This window comes from Microbacterium sp. MPR-TSA4, from assembly GCF_058792815.1.
The window spans coordinates 8,955-30,403 of record NZ_JBXAFF010000003.1 but is presented as its reverse complement, the minus strand read 5'-3'; the positions used below and the strand labels follow the sequence as shown (position 1 = coordinate 30,403).

Annotated in this window: 18 protein-coding genes, 1 tRNA gene and 1 pseudogene; 12 read left to right on the top strand and 8 right to left on the bottom strand. The window is 72.3% G+C overall.

The window, feature by feature from the left end:
• Positions 1-10: 10 nt before the first annotated feature.
• Positions 11-1,006: a class I mannose-6-phosphate isomerase gene (locus tag AC1Q49_RS02665; RefSeq protein WP_492490855.1), complete on the top strand. Its 996-nt coding sequence runs from the start codon at positions 11-13 to the stop codon at positions 1,004-1,006.
• A gap of 28 nt (positions 1,007-1,034) precedes the next feature.
• Here the strand turns inward: AC1Q49_RS02665 and AC1Q49_RS02660 are convergent, their stop codons facing one another.
• A complete protein-coding gene (locus AC1Q49_RS02660) occupies positions 1,035-1,652 on the bottom strand; it encodes a flavin reductase family protein (RefSeq protein WP_060959022.1) in 618 nt (205 codons plus the stop codon).
• 80 nt (positions 1,653-1,732) lie between these two features.
• Positions 1,733-3,034: an O-acetylhomoserine aminocarboxypropyltransferase/cysteine synthase family protein gene (locus AC1Q49_RS02655; protein WP_492490854.1), complete on the bottom strand. Its 1,302-nt coding sequence runs from the start codon at positions 3,032-3,034 to the stop codon at positions 1,733-1,735.
• Positions 3,035-3,238: 204 nt separating this feature from the next.
• On the opposite strand from AC1Q49_RS02655, the gene AC1Q49_RS02650 reads away from it, so the two are divergent.
• From AC1Q49_RS02650 to AC1Q49_RS02640, 3 genes are read left to right on the top strand one after another with little or no spacing between them, the layout of a single operon-like run.
• Positions 3,239-4,222, top strand: a complete 984-nt coding sequence (locus AC1Q49_RS02650) for a PLP-dependent cysteine synthase family protein (RefSeq protein ID WP_060959024.1) — start codon at positions 3,239-3,241, stop codon at positions 4,220-4,222.
• Positions 4,219-5,385 (top strand): cystathionine gamma-synthase, encoded by a 1,167-nt coding sequence (locus tag AC1Q49_RS02645; protein ID WP_492490853.1) that lies wholly within the window; start codon positions 4,219-4,221, stop codon positions 5,383-5,385. The genes AC1Q49_RS02650 and AC1Q49_RS02645 overlap by 4 nt, the downstream gene beginning before the upstream one ends.
• Positions 5,386-5,392: 7 nt before the next feature.
• Positions 5,393-6,370 (top strand): Gfo/Idh/MocA family protein, encoded by a 978-nt coding sequence (locus tag AC1Q49_RS02640; RefSeq protein ID WP_492490852.1) that lies wholly within the window; start codon positions 5,393-5,395, stop codon positions 6,368-6,370.
• Positions 6,371-6,463: 93 nt separating this feature from the next.
• On the opposite strand, the gene AC1Q49_RS02635 is transcribed toward AC1Q49_RS02640, so the two are convergent.
• Positions 6,464-7,165, bottom strand: a complete 702-nt coding sequence (locus AC1Q49_RS02635; protein ID WP_060959027.1) for a GTP pyrophosphokinase — start codon at positions 7,163-7,165, stop codon at positions 6,464-6,466.
• An 82-nt stretch (positions 7,166-7,247) separates the two neighbouring features.
• On the opposite strand from AC1Q49_RS02635, the gene AC1Q49_RS02630 reads away from it, so the two are divergent.
• Positions 7,248-8,330: an FUSC family protein gene (locus AC1Q49_RS02630; protein WP_492490851.1), complete on the top strand. Its 1,083-nt coding sequence runs from the start codon at positions 7,248-7,250 to the stop codon at positions 8,328-8,330.
• Between the two features lie 79 nt (positions 8,331-8,409).
• Positions 8,410-9,006, top strand: a complete 597-nt coding sequence (locus tag AC1Q49_RS02625) for a PadR family transcriptional regulator (RefSeq protein ID WP_492490850.1) — start codon at positions 8,410-8,412, stop codon at positions 9,004-9,006.
• A gap of 10 nt (positions 9,007-9,016) precedes the next feature.
• Here the strand turns inward: AC1Q49_RS02625 and AC1Q49_RS02620 are convergent, their stop codons facing one another.
• Positions 9,017-9,862, bottom strand: coding sequence for an NAD-dependent epimerase/dehydratase family protein (locus AC1Q49_RS02620; RefSeq protein WP_492490849.1), 846 nt, complete (start codon positions 9,860-9,862; stop codon positions 9,017-9,019).
• A 10-nt stretch (positions 9,863-9,872) separates the two neighbouring features.
• Positions 9,873-11,492 (bottom strand): MFS transporter, encoded by a 1,620-nt coding sequence (locus tag AC1Q49_RS02615; protein WP_492490848.1) that lies wholly within the window; start codon positions 11,490-11,492, stop codon positions 9,873-9,875.
• A gap of 422 nt (positions 11,493-11,914) precedes the next feature.
• Between AC1Q49_RS02615 and AC1Q49_RS02610 the strand changes: the two genes are divergently transcribed.
• The 3 genes and pseudogenes from AC1Q49_RS02610 to AC1Q49_RS02600 all read left to right on the top strand — a co-directional run.
• Positions 11,915-14,557 (top strand): family 43 glycosylhydrolase, encoded by a 2,643-nt coding sequence (locus AC1Q49_RS02610; RefSeq protein WP_492490847.1) that lies wholly within the window; start codon positions 11,915-11,917, stop codon positions 14,555-14,557.
• Positions 14,558-14,640: 83 nt separating this feature from the next.
• Entirely contained in the window at positions 14,641-15,474 is an 834-nt protein-coding gene (locus tag AC1Q49_RS02605) for a sulfurtransferase (RefSeq protein ID WP_191007862.1), read from the top strand.
• A 16-nt stretch (positions 15,475-15,490) separates the two neighbouring features.
• Positions 15,491-16,417, top strand: a pseudogene (locus AC1Q49_RS02600) (aldose 1-epimerase family protein); the annotation flags it as partial.
• Between the two features lie 319 nt (positions 16,418-16,736).
• Here the strand turns inward: AC1Q49_RS02600 and AC1Q49_RS02595 are convergent.
• The 3 genes from AC1Q49_RS02595 to AC1Q49_RS02585 are packed head-to-tail and all read right to left on the bottom strand — an operon-like array spanning position 16,737 to position 20,040.
• On the bottom strand, positions 16,737-18,569 hold the full coding sequence (locus tag AC1Q49_RS02595) for a carbohydrate-binding domain-containing protein (protein WP_492490846.1): 1,833 nt from the start codon (positions 18,567-18,569) through the stop codon (positions 16,737-16,739).
• A gap of 38 nt (positions 18,570-18,607) precedes the next feature.
• Positions 18,608-19,432 (bottom strand): polyphosphate polymerase domain-containing protein, encoded by an 825-nt coding sequence (locus AC1Q49_RS02590; RefSeq protein WP_492490845.1) that lies wholly within the window; start codon positions 19,430-19,432, stop codon positions 18,608-18,610.
• Positions 19,429-20,040 carry a DUF4956 domain-containing protein gene (locus AC1Q49_RS02585; protein WP_492490844.1) on the bottom strand — a complete coding sequence of 204 codons (612 nt, stop codon included), beginning with the start codon at positions 20,038-20,040 and terminating at the stop codon, positions 19,429-19,431. Before AC1Q49_RS02585 ends, AC1Q49_RS02590 begins: the two co-directional genes overlap by 4 nt.
• Positions 20,041-20,162: 122 nt before the next feature.
• On the opposite strand from AC1Q49_RS02585, the gene AC1Q49_RS02580 reads away from it, so the two are divergent.
• From AC1Q49_RS02580 to AC1Q49_RS02570, 3 genes are all read left to right on the top strand, one after another.
• A complete protein-coding gene (locus tag AC1Q49_RS02580) occupies positions 20,163-20,543 on the top strand; it encodes a DUF5684 domain-containing protein (protein WP_060959037.1) in 381 nt (126 codons plus the stop codon).
• Positions 20,544-20,614: 71 nt separating this feature from the next.
• Positions 20,615-21,295: an asparagine synthase gene (locus AC1Q49_RS02575; RefSeq protein ID WP_223848835.1), complete on the top strand. Its 681-nt coding sequence runs from the start codon at positions 20,615-20,617 to the stop codon at positions 21,293-21,295.
• Positions 21,296-21,334: 39 nt separating this feature from the next.
• Positions 21,335-21,407, top strand: a tRNA-Arg gene (locus AC1Q49_RS02570).
• The last annotated feature ends 42 nt before the right edge of the window (positions 21,408-21,449 follow it).

Genomic DNA, 21,449 nt, shown 5'->3' with positions numbered 1-21,449 from the left:
GGCGACCGCGATGCCGATCCGTCTGCCCGCGAACCGTCCCGCGGCACGCTTCTATCGCGGCGGTGAACGCATCGCGCTCTTCCGCGGGGCGCCGCGGCCGGCCGGAGGCGAGGCGGAGGAACGCGAGCCGGAGGACTGGATCGCCTCGACGACGACCGTCGCGGGCGAGACCCGCACGGGGCTGACCGTGCTCCCGGACGGCGTGCTGCTGTGCGATGCGGTGGCGGCCGACCCGGTGCACTGGCTGGGCGCCGCGCACGCGGACCGATGGGGGAGCGACACGCGGCTGCTCGTGAAGCTCCTCGACGCGGGCCAGCGCCTGCCCGTGCACGCCCATCCCGACGACGCCTTCGCCGCGGCGCACCTGGGCCGTGCCCACGGCAAGGCCGAGGCCTGGTACATCCTCTCCCAGGGGACCGTGCACCTGGGACTGCGCGAAGACGTCGAGCCGGCGCGGCTGGCCGCGCTCGTCGCGCGCCAGGACACCGACGCGCTGCTCGGGCTGCTGCACCGCATCGCGGTGCGTCCGGGCGATGTGGTGTGGGTGCCGCCCGGTGAGCTGCACGCGATCGGCGCGGGCGTCCTCCTGCTCGAACTGCAGCAGCCCGAGGACCTGTCGATCCTGCTGGAGTGGCGCGGGTTCGCGCTGGACGGCGCCGTCGACGGCCACGTCGGCATCGGGTTCGACCGGGCGCTGACCGCCGTCACCCACCGCGCCCGCAGCTCCGCCGAGATGGCCCGTCTCGTCCACCCGGCACCCGCCGAGACCGACGGGTCGGTGTTCCCCGCCGCGGCCGATCCCTTCTTCCGGCTGGAGCGCCACGCGCTCGACGGCGAGCGGGCGCTGGCCGCGGGCTTCGCCGTCGCCGTCGTCAGCGCGGGAGAGCTGCGGCTCGGCGGCCAGGAGGCGCCGGCGGGCACGACCTGGCTGATCGCCGCGGCCGAGGGCGCCGTCACGGCGAGCGGACGCGGCGAGATCCTCGTCGCCCGGCCGCCCGCTCCCTAGTCGAGGGGGCCGCCGATGCCTCCGGGCGTCAGGAGAGGCGGGAGTGGTCGCCGAGGCGGTGCCACGTGCGGTTATGGTACACCAGCGCGTCGCCGTGGTCGCCGACGGCGACATCGCGCTCGAGCTGCGACTGCAGGGCGTGGGCGGCGAAGACGGTGGAGCCTCCGGCATCCATCCGCTCGATGACGGCGCAGCGCACCCACGCGCGGACGTCGTGGTACACCGGCTCGCCGGTGACCAGGCGCGACCAGGGGCGCGAGCCGTCGAAGCGGTCGACGCCGCTCGTCGCGCCCAGACGCGCGAGGTCGAGGTCGTTCGCGTCGAGGAGGTGGACCACGACCGTCTCGGCGGCGGCGAGGACGGCCGCCGACGACGACTGCGACGACACCGAGAAGATCAGCAGCGGCGGCTCGGCGCTCACGCTCGACACGCTGGTCGCGGTGAGGGCGACCGGCCCGTCACCGGCGTCGGCGGTGATCACGGCGACTCCGCCCGGGTGGCCCCGGAAGAGCGCCTTGAACTCGTCCGCCGACAGCGACGAGGCGAAACCCGCGGCGGCGAGATCGGCGCCTCGGCCGTCGCGGGCGTCGGTGGGCTCGGGAGCCGCGAACGGTGCGTCGATCGGTGCGGGGGGCGACGAGGTCATACATCCACGGTAAGCGCCCCGACGGGGGTGGGCTCCGCTGCGCGCAACACGGCGACATGTCGCGCGTCGCGGCCGGGTGTTCAGGTGGCGGCGGAGAGCGCGCGGTCGAGATCCGCGAGGAGATCGGATGCCGTCTCGATGCCGATCGAGAGCCGGATGAGACCGTCGCCGATGCCCAGACGCGCCCGCTCCTCGGGCGAGAACGAGACGTGCGTCGTCGTGGCCGGGTGCAGCGCCATCGAGCGGACGTCGCCGATGTTCGTCATCCGGCTGATGAGGCGGAGGCGGTCGAAGAACCGTTCGGCCGCGGGCCGCCCGCCGCGCACCGTGAAGGCGAACACGGAGCCGGCGTGACCGCCGAAGCGCTCCTGGGCGATGCGATGGTACGGACTCGACGCCAGGCCCGCGAAGTCGACGCTCTCCACCGCGGGGTGGGTGTCGAGCCAGCGCGCGACGACCGCGGCGTTCTCGAGATGCTTCGCCATCCGCAGCGACAGCGTCTCGATGCCCTGCTGCAGCAGGAAGGAGTTGACGGGCGACAGCGCGGCACCGAGGTCGTTGACGATGCCGAAGCGCAGGTACGCCTCCAGTGCGCGCTCGCCGTGGCTGTCGACGAGCGACGGGCGGCCGGGGGCGACCGGCGCGGTGAGGCCCGGGTAGGCGCGCGACGAGCCCGCCCAGTCGAACCGTCCGCCGTCGACGATGACCCCCGACAGTGCGGCGCCGTGCCCGGTGAGGAACTTCGTCGAGGAGTGCACGACGACATCGGCGCCGTGCTCGAGCGGGCGGATGAGGTATGGCGTCGCGACGGTGTTGTCGACGATGAGCGGGATCGTGTGGCGCCGGGCGATGCGGGCGACGGCGGCGACGTCGACGAGGTCGTTCTTGGGGTTGGGGATCGTCTCGACGAAGATCGCCTTCGTCTGCGGCGTGATCAGACGCTCCCACTCGGCCTCGTCGGCCGGGTCGCGCACGTAGTCGGTCGTCACTCCCAGCCGCGCGAAGGTGCGGTCGAAGAGGATGCGGGTGCCGCTGTAGATGCTCGCGGTCGACACCAGCCGCTCACCGGCGCCCGCGAGCCCCAGCAGCAGCGCGGTGATCGCCGCTTGACCGGAGCCCACCACGATCGCCCCGGTGCCGCCCTCCAGCGATGCGATGCGCCGCTCGGCGACCTCGTGGGTCGGGTTGAGGTTGCGCGAGTACAGCTGGCCCGCCTCCGCACCCGTGAAGCGGTCCTCCGCCTGCGCGAACGAGTCGAAGCGGTAGGCCGCCGTCAGATAGATCGGGGTGATGCGCGCACCGTGGTTGCGCTCGTCGACCTCGCCGGCGTGCACCTGGCGGGTGTCGAAGCCGTAGTCGTCGGTGTCGTCGTGCGTGCTCACCAGCACAGAGTAGGGCGGGCGCGACGAATGTGACGGATCGGGCGTAACACTTCGCGGCATCCCCTCGCCGTGGGTTAGCATCCTGACGTGGCCCTGACCTGTCGTTGTTGTCGCTGAGCGCTCCGCGCTCCCTTCGACGACCCCGACAGCCCGCCGCCCTCTCGCGCGCTCTGCGCACGCGGCACCACCCTCAGGACACCCCTCATGCGTTTCGCCTCGCACATCGCCGACGTCGTCGGCAACACCCCGCTCGTCCGTCTGAACGCCGTCGCCGCCGAGGTGCAGGCGACGGTGCTCGCGAAGGTCGAGTACCTCAACCCGGGCGGCTCCGCCAAGGACCGCATCGCCCGCAACATCGTCGACGCGGCCGAGCGCGACGGGCTGCTCCGCCCCGGCGGCACGATCGTCGAGCCCACCAGCGGCAACACCGGCGTCGGTCTCGCCCTCGTCGCGCTCCAGCGCGGGTACCGGATGATCTTCGTCGTCCCCGACAAGTTCACGGGGGAGAAGACCGCGGTGCTGCGGGCCTACGGGGCGGAGGTCGTGGAGGTGCCCACGAACGTCCCGCCGGAGCATCCCGACTCGTACTACAGCGTCTCCGACCGGCTCGCCCGCGAGATCCCCGGCGCGTTCAAGCCCAACCAGTTCGCCAACCCGAACGGTCCGCGCGCCCACTACGAGACGACGGGCCCGGAGATCTGGCGCGACACCGATGGGCGCGTCACCCACCTCGTCGCCGGAATCGGCACCGGAGGCACGATCAGCGGCACCGGCCGCTTCCTCAAGGAGGCGACGGCGGGCGAGATCGTCGTCGTCGGCGCCGACCCCGAGGGCTCGATCTACTCCGGCGGACCGATCCACGGCTACGCCGTCGAGGGTGTGGGCGAGGACTTCTACCCCGACACCTTCGACGCGTCCGTCGTCGACCGCTACGAGCGGGTCTCGGATGCCGAGAGCTTCGCCATGACCCGCCGGCTCGCCCGCGAGGAGGGCCTGCTCGTCGGCGGCTCGTCGGGCATGGCGGTCGTCGCGGCCCTGCGCACCGCGCGGGGGCTTCCCGCCGACGCCGTCGTGGTGGTCGTGCTGCCCGACCACGGCCGGGGCTACCTCACCAAGCTCTACGACGACGCGTGGCTCGCGGCCCGCGGCATCCCTCTCGACACCCTCACCGAAGGAGCATCCGCATGACCACCGACGCCGCACGCCGTTTCGCCAGCCTCGCCGTCCACGCCGGGCAGGACCCCGACGAGAGCACCGGGGCGGTCATCCCGCCCGTGCACTTCTCCACGACGTTCGCCCAGGACGGGATCGGCGGTCTCCGCCAGGGCTACGAGTACGGGCGCAGCGGCAACCCGACGCGCACCGCCCTGCAGACCCAGCTCGCCGCGATCGAGGGCGGCGCCCACGCGTTCTCGTTCGCGTCGGGACTCGCCGCCGAGGATGCGCTGCTGCGGGCCGTGCTGGTCCCGGGCGACGAGGTGCTGCTCGGCAACGACGTCTACGGCGGCACCTACCGGCTGCTCGCGCGGGTGCTGGGCCCGTGGGGTGTGCGGCTGCGCCTGGTCGACATGAGCGACGAGGACGCCGTCCGTGCGGCCGTGGCCGAGCGGGCCCCGCGCCTGCTGTGGGTCGAGACGCCGTCGAACCCGCTGCTGCGGATCACCGACATCGCGACGCTCGCGCGGATCGGTCACGACGCCGGCGCGGTCGTCGTCGTCGACAACACCTTCGCGACCCCCGCGCTGCAGCAGCCGTTGGAGCTCGGTGCCGATGTGGTCGTGCACTCGACGACCAAGTACCTCGGCGGCCACTCGGATGTCGTCGGCGGCGCGCTCGTGCTCGCCGAGACCCACCGCGACGACGCCCTCGCGGCCGAGATCGGCTTCCTGCAGTTCGCCGTCGGGGCCGTCTCCGGTCCGCTCGACGCCTGGCTCACCACCCGGGGCATCAAGACGCTCGCGGTGCGGATGGAGCGCCACAGCCGCAACGCGGCGGCGGTCGCCGCCTTCCTCTCGGAGAGCGACCGGGTCGCCCGCGTGTACTACCCCGGGCTGGCCCACCACCCCGGCCACGCGATCGCGGCGCGGCAGATGAGCGGCTTCGGGGGCATCGTCTCGGTGGCCCTCGAGTCGGGCGAGGCGGCGCGCCGCTTCGCGGAGTCGACGCGGCTCTTCCAGCTCGCGGAGTCGCTGGGCGGCGTCGAGTCGCTCGTGAACTACCCCGACGCCATGACGCACGCGTCGGTGCGCGGCACCGAGGCCGCGGTGCCGGTGGAGGTCGTGCGGCTGTCGGTGGGCATCGAGGACGAGGCCGACCTGCTGGAGGACCTCGACCGCGCCCTGCGGGCATGATGGAGGCATGAGCGAGAGAGCACGCTGGGCGGTCCTGGGCGCCGGTGCCATCACGGGCGACTTCCTGGCGGCGCTGCCGCACGCGGAGCACGGCGTGCTCCACGCGGTCGGCGCGCGCGACGGCATCCGGGCGCGGGAGTTCGCCGACCGGTTCGGCGCGCCCGTCGCGGGCACGTACGACGAGGTGCTGGCACGGGGCGACGTGGATGCCGTCTACATCGGCACCGTGCACACCACCCACGCCGAGCTCGCGCACGCCGCGCTCGATGCGGGCAAGGCCGTGCTGTGCGAGAAGCCCCTGGGGGTGACGGCCGCCGAGACCGACGCCGTGCTCGCGCACGCGGCCCGGGTGGGGCTGCCGGTGGTGGAGGCGTTCAAGTACCGCTTCGGCCCATTCCCCGAGCGGCTGCGTGCGCTCGTCTCCGCGGGGACGCTGGGCGAGCTCGTCTCGGTGGACTCGACCCTCGGCTTCGCCGCCGACGCGCACGACGGGCGCCTGTTCGATCCCGCGACGGCGGGCGGGGCGATCCTCGATGTCGGGTGCTACCCGGCATCCCTCGTCGTGGGCCTCGCCGCGTGGGCGGGGATCGACGCCGAACCGGTGATCGTCGCGGCCGACGGCGTGGTCGGCGCCGTCGACGAGCAGGCGCGCGCGACGATCGGGTTCGGCGCGTTCGAGGCGCGCATCGCCACCGCGATCACCGCCGACCTGCCGCGGCGGGCCGTGATCCGCGGCACCGCCGGCGAGCTGGAGATCGCGAACGTGTGGGGCAGCCGCGTCGTCTCGACCGCCGAGGCGGTGCTGCGCCGCTCCGACGGGACGGTCGAGCCGATCCGCACCGCCACCGTCAGCCCGATGGCCGCCGAGGCGGACGCGACCGTGCGGGCGCTTCGCGAGGGGCGCACCGAGGTGCCCGAGATGCCGTGGTCGCAGACCCGCACGACGGCGCGCCTGCTCGAGGACTGGCGCGCCGCACTGGACTGAGCCCGTTCGCAGAATCGGAGATCAGCAACAGACGCGGATGCGGGGGCGCTCGCCATCCGCATCCGTTGCTCGTCTCCGCATCCGATGCGGCGCTCAGACGGCGTGGATCGCCCCGGACGGCGATCCGTGCAGCTGGCCGTGGAGCCGTTCCATGCGGGCGTCGAGGAGGGATGCCGACTCGGCGGCCTCCTTCAGCTCCACGAGCAGCCCGTCGGGCACCGCCCCGGCGTACTTGTAGTAGATCTTGTGCTCCAGGCTCGCCCAGAAGTCCATCGCGATCGTGCGGAACTGCACCTCCACGGCGACGTCGACGCGGCCCGACGAGAGGAAGACCGGCACCTCCACGATGACGTGCAGGCTCTTGTACCCGTTCGTCTTGGGCTGGGCGATGTAGTCCTTGACCTCGCGCACCGTGATGTCGTCCTGCTGGGTGAGCAGGTCGAAGAGGCGATAGGCGTCCTTCGTGAAGCTCGTCGTCACCCGGATGCCGGCGATGTCGGTGATCGCGGCGCGGATCGCGTCGAAGCTGGGCTCGACGCCCTTACGGGTGATCTTGTCGACCAGGCTGTCGGCGCTCTTGACGCGGCTGGAGACGTGCTCGATCGGGTTGTAATCGTGCATGAGCAGGAACTCGTCGCGGAGGATCCCGAGCTTGGTCTCGACCTCGCGGAGCCCGAACTGGTACTCCAGCAGGAAGCGCTGGAACTCGTCCCGCATCATCCGCAGCTGCGCGGCGGAGAACGTCGCGATCCCCTCGTCGGTCGACACGGACAGGCCCGGCGCACTCGCTTCCATGCTTCCGACCGTAGCGAGCGCTCCTCGGCGGATGCTGTGGGCTTCGGAGGACCCGGCCGCACCGGCGGGGGACAATGGAGGGATGCCGTCGCCCACCCCGCCCGTCCGCTTCGGCGATCGTGTGCGCACGGAGGCCGCGCACGTCGGGCGGAGCCTGGCGACGTTCGGCCCCGCGCGCGGGCGCCGCTGGCCGTTGGCCGTGCAGGCGGGGCTCGCGATGGCCGTGCCGATCGTGGTGCTCGCGGCATCCGGTCACGCCGAGCTCGCCCTGCTGTCGGCGACCGGCGCGTTCGCGGTCATCTACGGCGGGTGGCTGCGACCGCGGGAGCGCGCCCGGGTGGCGCCGCTGCTCGCGCTCGCCCTGTGGGTGTGCGCGGCGGCCGGCACGCTCGCGGCCGGCGGCGGCGTGCTCGCGGTGCTCGGCGGAGTGCTCGTCACCACGGTGGTCACCGCGGCGCTGGCGGGCGCGGTCTCGCTGGGCCCTCCCGGACCGGTGTTCTTCGTGCTGGTGTTCGGGCTGTCGGCCCAGGTGACCGCCGTCCGCGGCGGTGCGCGGGTCGTCGATCCGTGGACCTACCTCGCGATCGTCGCCGCATCGGGGGCCTTCGCGTGCCTCGTGGTGGCGGCGCCGCTGCTCCTGCCGCGCTATCGACGGGAACGCCCGCGACCGCTGGGCGTCCTGTTCCCGTCGCGCTGGTCGGCCGTCGCCCGCATGCTCACGCTGCGCGCCGTCGTCGTGGGCGTCGTGGGAGTGGCGGCCGCCGCGGTCGTCGACCCGGCGCGCTCGTACTGGATCGTGTGCGCCGGCCTCGCCGTGGTCGGACTGCCGGTGGGACGGCGGGATGCCACGACGCGCGGCATCCACCGCACCGTGGGCACGGTCGTCGGCGGCGCGCTCTACCTCGCCCTCGCCTTCCTGCCGCTGCCCGTGTGGGCGCTCGGCCTGCTGCTGGGCGTGCTGCAGGTCGCCATCGAGATGGTCGTGGTGCGCCACTACGCGCTCGCGCTGGTGTTCATCACCCCGCTCGTGCTGCTGCTCATCGGCGCGGCGACGGGCACGGTCGAGACGCTCCCGCTCGCTCTCCAGCGGATCGTCGACACGCTGGTCGGCGCGGCCGTCGGCACGTTCGCGGCGCTCGCGGTGCGGGGGCGGTCGCCGGAGTGACGCCCGCGCCGGCCATGTGGTTTCCGCGTATGCATATACTGAGAAAGCACATCGGGCGGTCGGGGGAGCGGGGGAGCGGATGTCGGTACGGCAGAGCCTGTTGGCGATCCTCGATCAGGGCCCCTGCTACGGGTACCAGTTGCGCGCCGAGTTCACGCGTCGCACCGGGGCGGCCTCGCTGAACGTCGGCCAGATCTACAACACGCTGGAACGACTCGAACGCGACGGACTCGTCTCCAAGGACGAGGTCGATGCCGAGGGGCACGTCTACTGGCGCATCACGGATGCCGGTTCCGCTGCCGTCCGCGACTGGTTCGACACCCCCGTGGAGCGGGTGGAGGGCGCCCGAGACGAGCTGACGCTGAAACTCGCGCTGGCCGCGACCCTGCCCGGTGTCGACGTGCTCCCGCTGGTGCGCGCGCAGCGCGCGGCGTCGCAGGGGCGGCTCGACGAGCTGACGGCGCGCTATGTCGCCGTGGAGGTCGGCGACCCGGCATCCGTGGTCGCGGCGTTGCCCCTGTCGGCGACGCTCTTCGCGGCCGAGAGCGAGGTGCGCTGGCTCGCCCACGTCGAGGAACGGCTCTCGGGCCCGTCCTTCGTGCCGCTCGCACAGGAGCTCTCGTCCGACCGGCCCAAGCGCGGACGGCCGGCGAAGACCGCCGTCACCGCCTCGTGATCTGCGGCCCTCAGCGCTCGTCGCGCCAGGAGTGGCGCGGTGTCCAGCCGAGCAGGCGCTGCGCCTTCGCCGTCGAGAACAGCGACGCGTTGACGCCGAGGTCGCCGCGCACCTCGACGTCGGGGAAGACCTCCGCGACGAGCTCCGCGTTGGGGCGGCTCATGACGGTGTCGCCGGCGGCGATGAGGAAGTGGTCGAACCCGGCGGGGGCGACCTCGAGGGCGCGCGCGATGACGGCGGCGCCGTCGCGGGCGTCGATGTAGCTCCACAGGTTCCACTTGCGTCGGGCGGCATCCGCGTCGAACGACGGGAACTCGGCGTAGTCGGCGGGGACCATGACGTTCGAGAAGCGCAGCGCCGTGATCGACACCTCGGGGTGCCAGCGCACGAGCTCCTTCTCCAGGGTCTCCTCGAGGTGCTTGACCAGCGAGTAGACCGACTCGGGGCGGGCGGCGTAGGCCTCGTCGACGGGGATGTAGGGCGGCGGCACGTCGAACGGAAGGCCCTGCACCGTCTCGCTCGACGCCGTCACGATCCGGGTGATGCCGAGGCGGATCGCCGCCCACAGCACGTTGAACGTGACGGCGATGTTGTTGTGGAAGGTGGCGACGTCCGACCGGATGCCGGGCGCCGGGATCGCCGCCAGGTGCACGACCGCGTCGAGGCCGTCGTGCTGGTCGTTCACGCCCTGGAGGGCGTCGACGGTCTGGCCGTAGTCGGTGAGGTCGACCTGCACGAAGCCGGCGCCGCGCGTGCCGACGACGTCGAGCCCGACGACGTCGTGGCCCGCCTCCCGGAGCTCGTTGACGACGACGGTTCCCAGCTTTCCGGATGCTCCGGTCACGGCGATACGCATGGGCCCGAGCCTAGCGGCGGGCGAAGGTGCGCAGGCGGGCGGCGCCGACCAGGCCCAGCAGCAGGAAGGCCGACGCCACCAGCAGCGACAAGCGCGTCGCGTCGGCGAATCCCGTCGAGAGCGCCTGCACGGCGGCATCCGTCTGCGCGCCCAGCATGCTGGAGGCGCCCTGCGCGCGCAGCTGCGAGATGAGCGTGCCGGCCGAGGTGCGCGTCGCATCGGCGAGCTCGGTGGCCGCGGTGCCGGTGATCCCGGCATCCGACAGCGCGCCGGGCAGGGTCACGGCGAGCGAGATCGACAGGGCGGCGCCGGCGAACGCCGTGCCCAGCGCCGTGCCGATCTGACGCACGGTCGACTGGGTGGCCGAGCCCTGGCCGCTGATCTCCACGGGGACGTCGCGCAGCACGGTGCCGGTCAGCTGCGCCGAGGCGAGGCCGAGTCCGAGGCCGTAGACGACCAGCGGCAGAGCGATGAGCCAGCCCGGGGTGGTGGCGCTCGCGAGGGCGGCGAGGGCGAGGACGCCGACCACCTCCAGCCCGAGGCCGATCAGCACCGTGCCGGGGGAGCCGAAGCGCGCCGCGAGGTGGCGGGCCGCCGCGCCCGAGGCGAAGGCGCCGAACGCCATGGCGGCCAGCACGAGACCGGTCTGCATGATCGACAGGCCGAGTGCGGCCGTGAGGTACAGCGGCAGCACGAAGATGATCGCGAACTCGCCGACCGCGACCATGGCCGCGGTCACGTTGCCCCAGGAGAAGGTGCGCAGGGAGAACAGGTGCAGATCGAGCAGGGCGTCGCGCTGCACCCGCTCGCGGTGCCGCTCCCAGAACACGAAGAGGGTCAGCGCGACGGCCGCGACCGCCAGGCAGATCGGCACGACCGAGATCGGCGCGGACGCCGGCCAGGTCCACGAGCCGAGGGTGAGGTCGGCTTTCGGCGTCCACCACCCGAGGTCGGGTCCCTCGATCACGGCGAACACGAGCGCGCCGAAACCGATCGCCGACAGGAGGGCCCCGTCGACGTCGGCGCCGCGGCGGAAGCTGAAGCCGCGCGTCTCGGGCACCGCCCACACGGCGAGTGCGAGGATGAGGGCCCCGAGCGGCAGGTTCACCAGGAACACCCACTGCCAGGAGGCGTACTGCGTGAGGGCGCCGCCGACGAGCGGGCCGATCGCGGCGGCGCCGGAGATCACGGCGCCCCAGACCCCGAAGGCGGCGGCGCGGTACCGACCGCGGAAGACGGCGTTCACCGTCGACAGGGTCGCGGGCATGATGAACGCGGCACCCACGGCCTGCACCGCTCGGGCCGCGATGAGGGCGCCCCCGGTGGCGGATGCCGCGGCCCACACGCTGCCGCCCACGAAGACGACGATGCCGACGAGGAACAGGAGCTTGCGTCCGAAGCGGTCGGCGAGCTTGCCGGTCGACAGCAGGAGTGCGGCCAGCAGCACGGCGTACAGGCTCGACACCCATTGCGCGTCGGTGAGGTCGAGGTGCAGATCCCGGATGATGTCGGGCAGGGCCACACCCACGATGGTGCCGTCGAGCACGATCATCCCGAGGCCGGCCGCGAGCACCGCAAGCCCCATCCATTCCCGCCGGGAGGGGGCCGGTTCCCGCACACCTTCAGTCATACTGAAAGTATGCACCCGGGGTCGGCGTGCGTCCAGTCGCGACCGCCGTCTGTTATCGATAACCATCGAAACGGTCGTCGAAAACGTTGCCGAGCGCCAGTGGTAGCGGTAACATCACGAATGTTCCATCTGAAACGGGATGTCGGGGGCAGTGTCGCTCACCCGAGCGCACCCGTCTCCGCACGGACCGGACGACTCCCCGGACGGGGTCCGGTCGATCGTGCATGCCGGCACGTTCGACCGCGCACGTTCACGTGCACCCGCCGTCCGAGGAGTCGTCGGAGTGTTCCTGACTGTGCAGGGGCGGCGATGCCGCCTCGGTCCGGAACGGCGAAAGTGTACACCTCGCACCGCGTGGTCGCGCTGAACGCCAGGCTCCTGCGATGGGCGCACCGCAGTCACAGATCAAAGGAGTCATCGACGTGAGTCAACCCACGAAACCGCCCGCCGCCGAGCATCGGCCGATGATGCGGCGGGCCGGCGCGCTCGCCGGTATCGGAGCCCTCGTGCTCTCCGCCCTCGCGACGGCCCCCGCCGCCGCGGCGGCGACGCCGGTGCCCGCCGTCAACGTCTTCGCCGCGGCCACCGAGAGTCCCGCCGTGCCGGGCAACCTTCTGCCGGACGGTCGCTTCGTCGAGGGCTTCACCGGCTGGACCACCGTCCAGGGCGGCACGCTCGCACTGAGCGACGACGCCGCCAGCGGCGCGCACGCGCTGAAGGTCACGGGTCGCACGGCGACGCAGTCCGGTCCCTTCGCCAGCGTGACGGGAAAGCTGCAGCCGGGGGCCTCCTATCGCCTCACGGGCAAGATCAAGTACACCGACGGCCCCGCCACGCAGCGGTTCAACTTCACGTTCTGCCCGTCGAACTTCAACGGCTGCGACGACCGGGGACAGACCTTCACGAAGGGCGAATGGGGCACGTACACGGCCGACTTCGTCGCCGAGGCGAAGCACGCCGACATGGCCTGGCTGTTCGTCGAGACGCCCTGGGGCTCTGCCGCCCTGCAGGACTTCCTCCTCGACGACGTGTCGTTGGTGAAGACGGCCGACGCCCCCGCGGGGCCGGCGTTCACCTCGCTGGAGAAGGTGCAGACCAAGCCCGTCGGTGACCACAACCCGATCGTCGGGCAGAAGTTCGGCGCCGACCCGCACCACCTCGTCTACAACGGTCGCCTCTACATCTACTCGACCAATGACACCCAGCAGTACGAGGCGAACAGCAAGGACGCCAATGGTCTGCCCACCCAGTCCAACGGCTACGGCGCCATCACGACGCTGAACGTCATGTCGACGACCGACATGGTCAACTGGGTCGACCACGGCGCCGTCCCCATCGCCGGGGCCGGATCGGCCGCTCCCTGGTCGCGCAACTCCTGGGCGCCCGCGGCGATCGAGAAGGACGGCAAGGTCTACCTGTACTTCTGCGACAACGGCACGGGCACCGCGGTGGTCGTGGGCGGCTCGCCGCTCGGCCCGTGGACCGACCCGCTCGGCAAGAAGATCATCCCCGACACGGTCTCGCGCGACTACATCAACAGCGGCGGCTTCCCCGCCGGCATGTGGCTGTTCGACCCGGAGATCTTCATCGACGACGACGGCCAGGCCTACCTGTACTTCGGCGGCAACTCGCAGATCGGATCGGGCAGCAACGTCCAGGGGCCGCAGAACCCCAAGTCGACCCGCGTCGTGAAGCTGAAGGATGACATGGTCACCCTCGACGGCGACCCCGTCGAGATCGACGGCCCCGGCATGTTCGAGGCCTCGTCGATGTTCAAGCGCGACGGCAAGTACTACTACTCGTACTCGTCGAACTTCCAGGTCAACGAGGTTGCGGGCCAGTACCCGTCACGCGGCGGCATCGCCTACATGATGACCGACGACCCGATGGACCTGCCGTCCGCGAAGTACGCGGGCGTGGCCTTCCAGAACCAGAGCGCGTTCTTCGGGGCGGGCAACGGCGGCAACAACCACTCCGACATGTTCACCTACAAGGGCGAGACCTACTTCACCTACCACGCGCAGACGCGCGGGGCGGCGTGGGCGCAGGCGCTCGGCACCCCCGGCCAGACGCAGGGCTACCGTTCGGTGCACATCGACAAGCTCGACTTCAACGCCGACGGGACGATCAAGCCGATCGTCGGCACGCGTCAGGGTGTCGCGCAGATCGAGGACTTCGACCCGTACCGCGCGTTCGAGGCCGAGACGCTCGCGTGGCAGCTCGGTGTGAAGACGGTGCCGACGACGGAGGCATCGGTGGAGTTCCCCGAGCACAACGGCAGCGGCAACATGGCGCTGTCGAGCCTCGACGACGGTGACTTCGCGGCGCTGTCGCAGGTCGCCTTCGGCGACGGTGCGAAGTCGGTCTCCGCGCGGGTGAAGCCGCTCGTGGAGGGTGCGTCGATCCAGGTGCGCCTCGACAACGTCGACGGACCGGTCGTCGCGGAGATCCCCGTGACGGGCGCCGCCGGCGAGTGGACGACCGTGTCGGCCGCCGTCACCGGCGCCGAGGGCACGCACGACGTGTTCTTCGTGTTCGCGCAGCCCGAGGGCGCCGAGGTCGAGGACGGCCTGTTCGAGGTCGACAGCTGGGAGTTCGCCCCCGTGTCCGACGAGCCCGGGCAGACGGACCCCTCGATCGCGCTGAGCGCGACCGAGGTGCGCGCCGGTGAGGCGCTCACCGTGACCGGCAGCGACTTCGCGGTGGACCGCGTCGAGGTCGGCATCGCCAGCACCTATCGCGCGCTGGCGCAGGCGGATGTCGTCGACGGCGCCTTCTCGGCACAGGTCACCGTTCCGTCCGACCTCGAGCCGGGATCCCACACCATCCAGGTGCGGGTCGACGGCGAGGTCGTGGCCTCGGCCGCCATCACCGTGCTCGCCGCGGCGGGGACCGACCCCGGCACCGGGTCGGGCACGCCGACACCGACGGCGACGACGGCGGGCGGGTCCACCCTGCCCGCGACGGGCGGCACCCCCGACGGTCTCGTCGCGGGCGTGCTCGTGGGGCTGCTGCTCATGGCCGCTGGTGGTGCGGTCGTGCTGCGGAGGCGTCGCCTGAACTGATCGACGGTCGGATCGCTCGATCGCGGGCGGATGCCGGGCCTCCGGCATCCGCCCGTGTGCGTGTCGGGCGTAACGTCGGAGCCATGACATCCCCGACGCCCCTCGTCGACGCGAGCGCCCTCGCCGTCGAGCTGTCCTCGCCGACGCCGCCCGTGCTCCTCGACATCCGCTATCGGCTCGATGCTCCCGACGGCAGCGCCGCCTACGCGGCCGGCCACCTCCCGGGAGCCGTGTACGTCAGCCTCGACGACGAGCTCGCCGCCCACGGCGATCCGGGGGAGGGGCGCCATCCGCTCCCGTCCGCGGCCGCGTTCCAGCGCGCCGTGCGACGGTGGGGCATCGATGACGGCGACGAGGTCGTCGTCTACGACGACTGGAACTCCTTCGCCGCGGCGCGCGCCTGGTGGATGCTGACCGACGCCGGGATCGCCGCGCGTGTGCTCGACGGCGGCCTCGGCGCCTGGACGCGGTCCGGCGGCGCCCTCCAGACCGGCGTCGTGACGCGCCCGGCCGGCACCGCGACCGTGCGACCGGGGCGACGCCGACGGCTCGACATCGACGACGCGGCCGCCCTCGCCCGCGACGGCGTGCTGCTCGACGCGCGCGCCCCCGAACGGTATCGCGGCGACATCGAGCCCCTCGATCCCGCCGCCGGGCACATCCCGGGGGCGCGCAACGCGCCGACGACCGCGAACCTCGACCCCGACGGACGCTTCCGTCCGGCCGAGGCGCTGCGCGCGGCATACGCCGATCTCGACGGCCTGCCGGTGGGGGTCTACTGCGGCTCGGGGGTGACCGCGGCGCACGCCGTGCTGGCGCTGCGGGTCGCCGGCCACGACGCGGCGCTGTATCCCGGGTCGTGGAGCCAGTGGTCGAATACCCCCGGCCGGCCGGTCGCGATCGGCGACCGGCCCTGACACTACGATGTTGACGATGCCACTGTCACCTGTACACCTGTCTGCGACGTCCGTCCCCGCCTCGGGCACCGACGTCACCCTCCGTTCCGGATCGTACGAAGCGCACATCGCCAGTGTCGGCGCGTCGCTGCGCGCCCTCACCCTGGACGGGCGTGACCTCGTCGTCCCCTTCGCCGCCGACGAGGTGCGTCCGGCCTACCGCGGCGCCACCCTCGCTCCGTGGCCCAACCGCGTGGTCGACGGGGTGTACACCTTCGCGGGGCACACGCACCGGCTCGCGCTGAGCGATCCCGGCCGCCCCAACGCCCTGCACGGCCTCGCGGTGTGGCTCGACTTCGACGTCGTGGCGCAGAGCGAGGACGAGGTGACGCTCGCCACCGAGATCGTGCCGCAGGCCGGCTACCCGTGGCGGTTGCACGTCGAGACCACCTACCGCCTCTCCGCCGACGGCCTCACGCAGACCGTCGCCGCGACGAACCGGAGCGCGGATGCCGCGCCGTTCGGCACCGGCCCGCACCCCTACCTCGTCGCGGGCCCCGCACGGCTCGACGAGTGGACGCTCGACCTGCCCGCCGGCCAGGTGCTGGAGGTCACCGACGCGCAGCTCGCGCCGATCGGGCTGGCCGACGTCACGGGGTCGCCGCGGTTCGACTGGCGTGCGGAGCGCACGCTCGGCGACGTGGAGATCGACCACGCCTTCACCGGTCTGCAGCGCACCGACGGCGCCGCGGTCGTGCGCCTGACCGACCCGTCGGGCACCGGGGTCGAGATGGTCTGGGATGCCGCGTGCCCGTGGGTGCAGATCCACACCGCCGATCTCCCGCCGCTCGCCGACGGCAGCGCGCCGGCGGGGCACCGGGCCGGACTCGCGGTCGAGCCCATGACGTGCGCGCCGGATGCCTTCAACGCCGAGCGCTACGACTACGACGCCGGACTCGTCGTGCGGCGGGTCTCACGCGTCTCCGCGGAGCTCTTCCTTCACTTCGTTGCGCTTGTGCACCGAGTCGCGCTCGGCCTCGGCCTTCTTGACCTCGGCATCCGCCTTGACCTCGTCGATCTTGTCCTCGACGCGGTCGACGGTGTCCTCGAAGCCTTCCTTGAGCTTGCGGCCGGCCGTCTCCGCGGCGCTCTTCGCGTCGTCGATGAATCCCATGATGTGACTCCCCTCGTCCAGCTCGTACAGTGTCCGTTCCACGGTAGGCGCCCCGGCGGGGCCGCCACGAGGGGCTTGTCCGGCCCTCCGACACGTGCTATCGGTCAGGTCACGGACGCTGGCCGCCGCCGCCCATGCCGCCGCCGGGGCCCATCTCCGAGGACGTCTGCTCGCCGGCCATCGCCGAGCCCACCGTCGTGCCGCCGGAGCTGCCGCCGCTGGTGAGCCCGCCCAGCAGCGCGGTGCCCGCGGTGCCGCCGGAGGTGAGGGTGTAGGTCTGGCCGTTGACGAGGGCGGCGTCGGAGTAGACGAGGCTCTGCGTCTGCTTCGTGGTCGTGAAGGTCGCGAGCACCGTTCCCGACGAGTCCACCACCGACAGGACCGTGCCGGCCGCGATGGTCCCGCTCGTCGTGAACTGCACGGAGGCCTGCGCCGAGTCGGCGGACGGTGCCATCGCCATGCCCGACGAGCCGGCGGCGAGGAAGACGCCGCCCGAGATCGTCATGCCGTTGTCGACGTCGAGCGCGCCGTTGTCGTTCGCGGTCGGGCCGTTCACCACGACCGTGCCGCCCGACATCGTCAGCGTGCCGGAGTTGACGTCCAGGCCGTCGCCCTGCGCGTCCACCAGGAGCGTCCCGTCGGTGATCACGAGGGTCTGCGCCCCTCCGCCGGCATCCGGCTCGGAGACGTTGAGGCCGTCGTCGCTCGAGGTCACGGACGTGTCGCCGCCCGAGACCGTGATCTGCGCCGCCTCGAATCCCTCGTAGGCCCGGGCGACCGTGGTCGTTCCCGCCGAGACGACGAGCTGCAGGTCGGCGTGCACGCCGTCGTCGCCCGAGGAGAGGGTGACGGCCGCGCCGCCCAGGTGCGCGTACGCGTTCGTGTTGACCGCGTCGTCGGCGGCATCCACCTGCACCGTCCCGCCCTCGAGCACGGCGATGACGCCCGCGGAGATGCCCTTCGCGCCGCCGTCGGCGTCGCCGCCGGAGCCGCCGCCCGCCGTGATCGACAGGGTGCCGCCGGTGGTGACGACGTCGGTGGCGGCGTCGATGCCGTCGTCGCCGCTCGTGATCGTCGTGGTGCCGTCGGCGAGGTAGACGTAGCCGCGTGCGGCATCCTCCGTGTTGTCGCTCTTCAGGCCGTCGCCGCCGGCGGACACCGTGATGGCGCCGCCGCGGACGACGACGTAGTCCTTGCCGCGGATGCCGTCGTCGACGGCCGTCACCGCGACGGTGCCCGACTGGATCACCAGGCCGTCCGTCGAGGCGATGCCGTCGTTGCCGTTGCCGGTCACCGTCAGTGAGCCGGTGCCCGTGATCGTGAGGTCGGCGGCGCTGTACAGGGCCGCGTTGTGGGCCCCGTCGGCGTAGCTCGACGCGTCGGAGAGGCTGTTCGTCGTGCCGTCCGCGAGGATCACGACCGCCTCGTCGGCCGCCTGCACGTCGATCGCGGCGCCCGCCGTCGTGGCGATCTGGGCCCCGTCGAGCACGAGACGCACCTGTCCGTCGACGGTCGAGTCGACGACGATCTGGCCGCTGTACGAGCCGGAGAGCACGTACGTCCCGGGAGCGGTGATCTGCACGGTCGCCCCGCTGACGGCGGCGCCCTCCCCGGAGACGGTCGCGGATGATCCGGACAGGGTGATCGTGGTCGCCGTCGCCGCGTCGTACGCGTCGTCGTCGGCCTTGTCGTGGGTCTCCTGGTTGCCGGCGAGCACGTCGGCGGCCGTCTGGGTGGCATCGGTGGCGCCGGTGATCGCGCTGGAGAGCGTGGACGCCGTCTCCACGGTGGAGGCGGACGCGGTGGCGCTGGGCGTCGGCGAGGACGTCGCCGTGGCGGCGCATCCTGCCAGCACGAGGCTGACCGCCAGTGCGGGGGCGGCGAGCAGCCAGAGCCGGCCGCGAGGGGTGCGGGGCGTGCGGGCGGTGGGTGTGTCGTTCATGATGTCGTCCTTTCGACGGGGGAGTGGAGGAGCGGGGCTCACGCGGCGACGGTGGTGACCGTCGCCGCGGAGAAGTGCCGCGTGAGAACGCGGTTCCAGCGATGGGCGGGCAGGTCGCGGTACAGCGCGGCCATGCCGGTGCCGTACTTCGACACCGTCGCGGGGCGGTGTCCGTGGCGCCACAGCGCGCGGTCCAGGGCCCCCGCGCGCTGGCCCGACTTGGTCTCGACGACCACGGATGCCGGCAGCCGCAGCATCCGTCCGTCGCCGTCGAGCCGCGTCAGCCAGGCGAGGTCGGTGTCGATGGTCGCCCGCGACGGGTCGTGGCGGTCGGTGCCGGGCAGGAGGATCGTCGTGCGTCGGTAGCGGGTGACGAGCACCGGCACGAGCGCCGTCGCCAGCCGTTCGGCGTCGGGGATGCCCGCGTCGGCGAGCAGGTCGGTCGCGTACGAGACGGCGTCGTCGTCGAGGACGTCGTCGGCGGCGTGGACCGCGACGGGGACACGATCCTTCACGGTGGCGGCGCGCGCTCCCCGGGTCTTCACCTCGAGGAACGATCCGCCCGAGTCGAGGTAGGTGCGCGAGCGCACCTTGAAACGGCGGCGGCGGCCGTGGACGGCGCCGTAGTAGCTGTCCAGCGCCGGGGTGTCGAAGTACTGGGAGGCGTAGCGCAGCGACCGCTCGCCCGCCACCTCCAGCACCTGGGCGCCCGCGGGGAGCGCGGCGAGCACCTCCGGGAGTGCGCGGAGGGGGAGGAGGTACTTCCTGTCCACGCGGGTCTGCAGCGCGGCCTCCGCGTTCAGCGCGGTCAGATCGACGGTGTCGAGGTGCTGCAGCGGCTGCAGGGCGGTGAGCGGGCTCATCGTCCCAGCCCCGGCGTGCCGATGGTCTCCAGCGTCTCGGGATGCCGCGACGGTGCGCTGCCCGGTCGCGGAGCCGAGTACCGCACGTCCACGACGGTGGTGTCGGCGACGAGGTCGATGCTGCGGGTGGTGATGCGGTGCGCGGGGGTGCCCAGCAGCTGGGCGACGGCCCGGTGCAGCTCGGCCTCGTCGATGTAGGCGCGGTCGAGCACGAGCTGCTGCTCGCGCGAGCGGCGCAGCAGCGCGGGGCTGTCGACGACCGCGATGACGCCCACCACGAGCGCGATCAGGCCGACGCTCAGCCACGTCACCGACGAGCTCAGACCGGCGATGAGGCCGATCGCGAGCGCCGCGAGGTAGTACGACATCTCGCTCTGCTCGATCTCGCGCGAGCGCAGGCGGATGATCGAGAGCACGCCGAACAGGCCGAGCCCGAGCCCCGCCCCCACGGCCGTGTCGGTGAGGACCATCGAGACGGCGAGCACCCCGACGTTCACCCCCACGAAGGCGACCGCGAGGTCGCGGCGCCGATGGCGCGGGTAGTAGACGGCGAACGCGAGCAGGGCGATCGCGACGAGATCGAGGGCGACGGCGGCGAAGGGGGCCATGGGAACTCCTGACGTGTGTGTCCGGATTCCCATGACAGACGGGCTCGCTATGCGCTTTCTATGCGGCGCGTCGGTCGCGCTTACGAATGCGTCGGCGGGCGATGCCCTAGCATGGCGCCGTGATGACCAGCGCAGGCACCCTCGACCAGTGGCAGTCCTTCTTCGGGCAGGGGACGGGGCTCGCGCTCTTCCTCACCTACTACGTGCTGCTCGCGGTGGCGATGTGGAAGGTGTTCAGCAAGGCCGGGTATCCCGGCATCCTCGCCCTGATCCCCATCGTGAACTGGTTCATCCAGGTCAAGATCGCGGGCTTCTCCGCGTGGTGGGGACTGCTCGCGATCGTCCCGCTCGTCAACATCGTGTTCTCGATCATCGTCGCGCTGCGCATCGGACGCGGCTTCGGGCACGGCGGCTTCTTCTCGTTCGTGCTGCTGTGGGTGATCGCGCCGATCGGCTACTTCGTCATCGGTTTCAGCGGCGACCGCTACTCCCGTCCGGCGTGAGGCGGGAACCCACGGCGCCCGCCTCGACCCCCGCGGAGCCGGTTCCGTAGGATCGAGGGTGAGGGGGTGCCGTGGCAGCCAGCAGCAAGCGCGTACGCACCCGTGACGTCGTCGCGGAGGGGCTGTACATCGCGTCCGCCGCGACGCGTCTGAGCCTGAAGAACACCATCCTCGTGCACATCCTCGCCGACGGTGAGGACTTCGACCTCGACCGTTACCTCCCGGAGGCGAAGGCGGCGCTGGAGGCCCTCGCCGCGGAGGCCGAGGACGACGCGGCACGCACGGAGCGCGAGCGCCGCGCGGCGCGCGGGCGCCACACCGACTCCGACGGCACGCACGACTATCGCAGTCGCGACGTGCGCAACCTGCGCCGGCGGCAGAAGCAGTCGCTGCACGTCGCGCACGAGCTGCGGGTGCGCGCCGACGACGAGGAGGAGCTGCGCAAGCTCGTGATCGACGCGCGGGATGCCGCATGGGCGGAGGTCGCGAGCAACATCGACCGGACGCTGCGCATCGAGGCCGCCCGCCCCGACCTCGACCCCGACTACGACCGCATGCGCAACGCCCGCATGCAGGCGCTGCGGCTCGTCGACCTGCCGAAACTGCGCGCCCACCGCCGCAGCGTCGCCGCGCAGCAGAAGCAGCGCGCCGCGGGCGTGGAGCCGGCGGAGATCGCGGAGCGCTCGGGCGCGGGGACGCCCGGCCTGGACGAGCTCGACGTCGGCCTCGATTCGTCACATCCCGGCGCGTAGGCTAAGCTGGTCCTCGGCCCTCGACGAGGTGCCGAAACTGCGCCCGTAGCTCAATGGATAGAGCATCTGACTACGGATCAGAAGGTTAGGGGTTCGAGTCCCTTCGGGCGCACACTGTGTTGAGACAGTAACGAAGAGGGCCCGCGGCATGCCG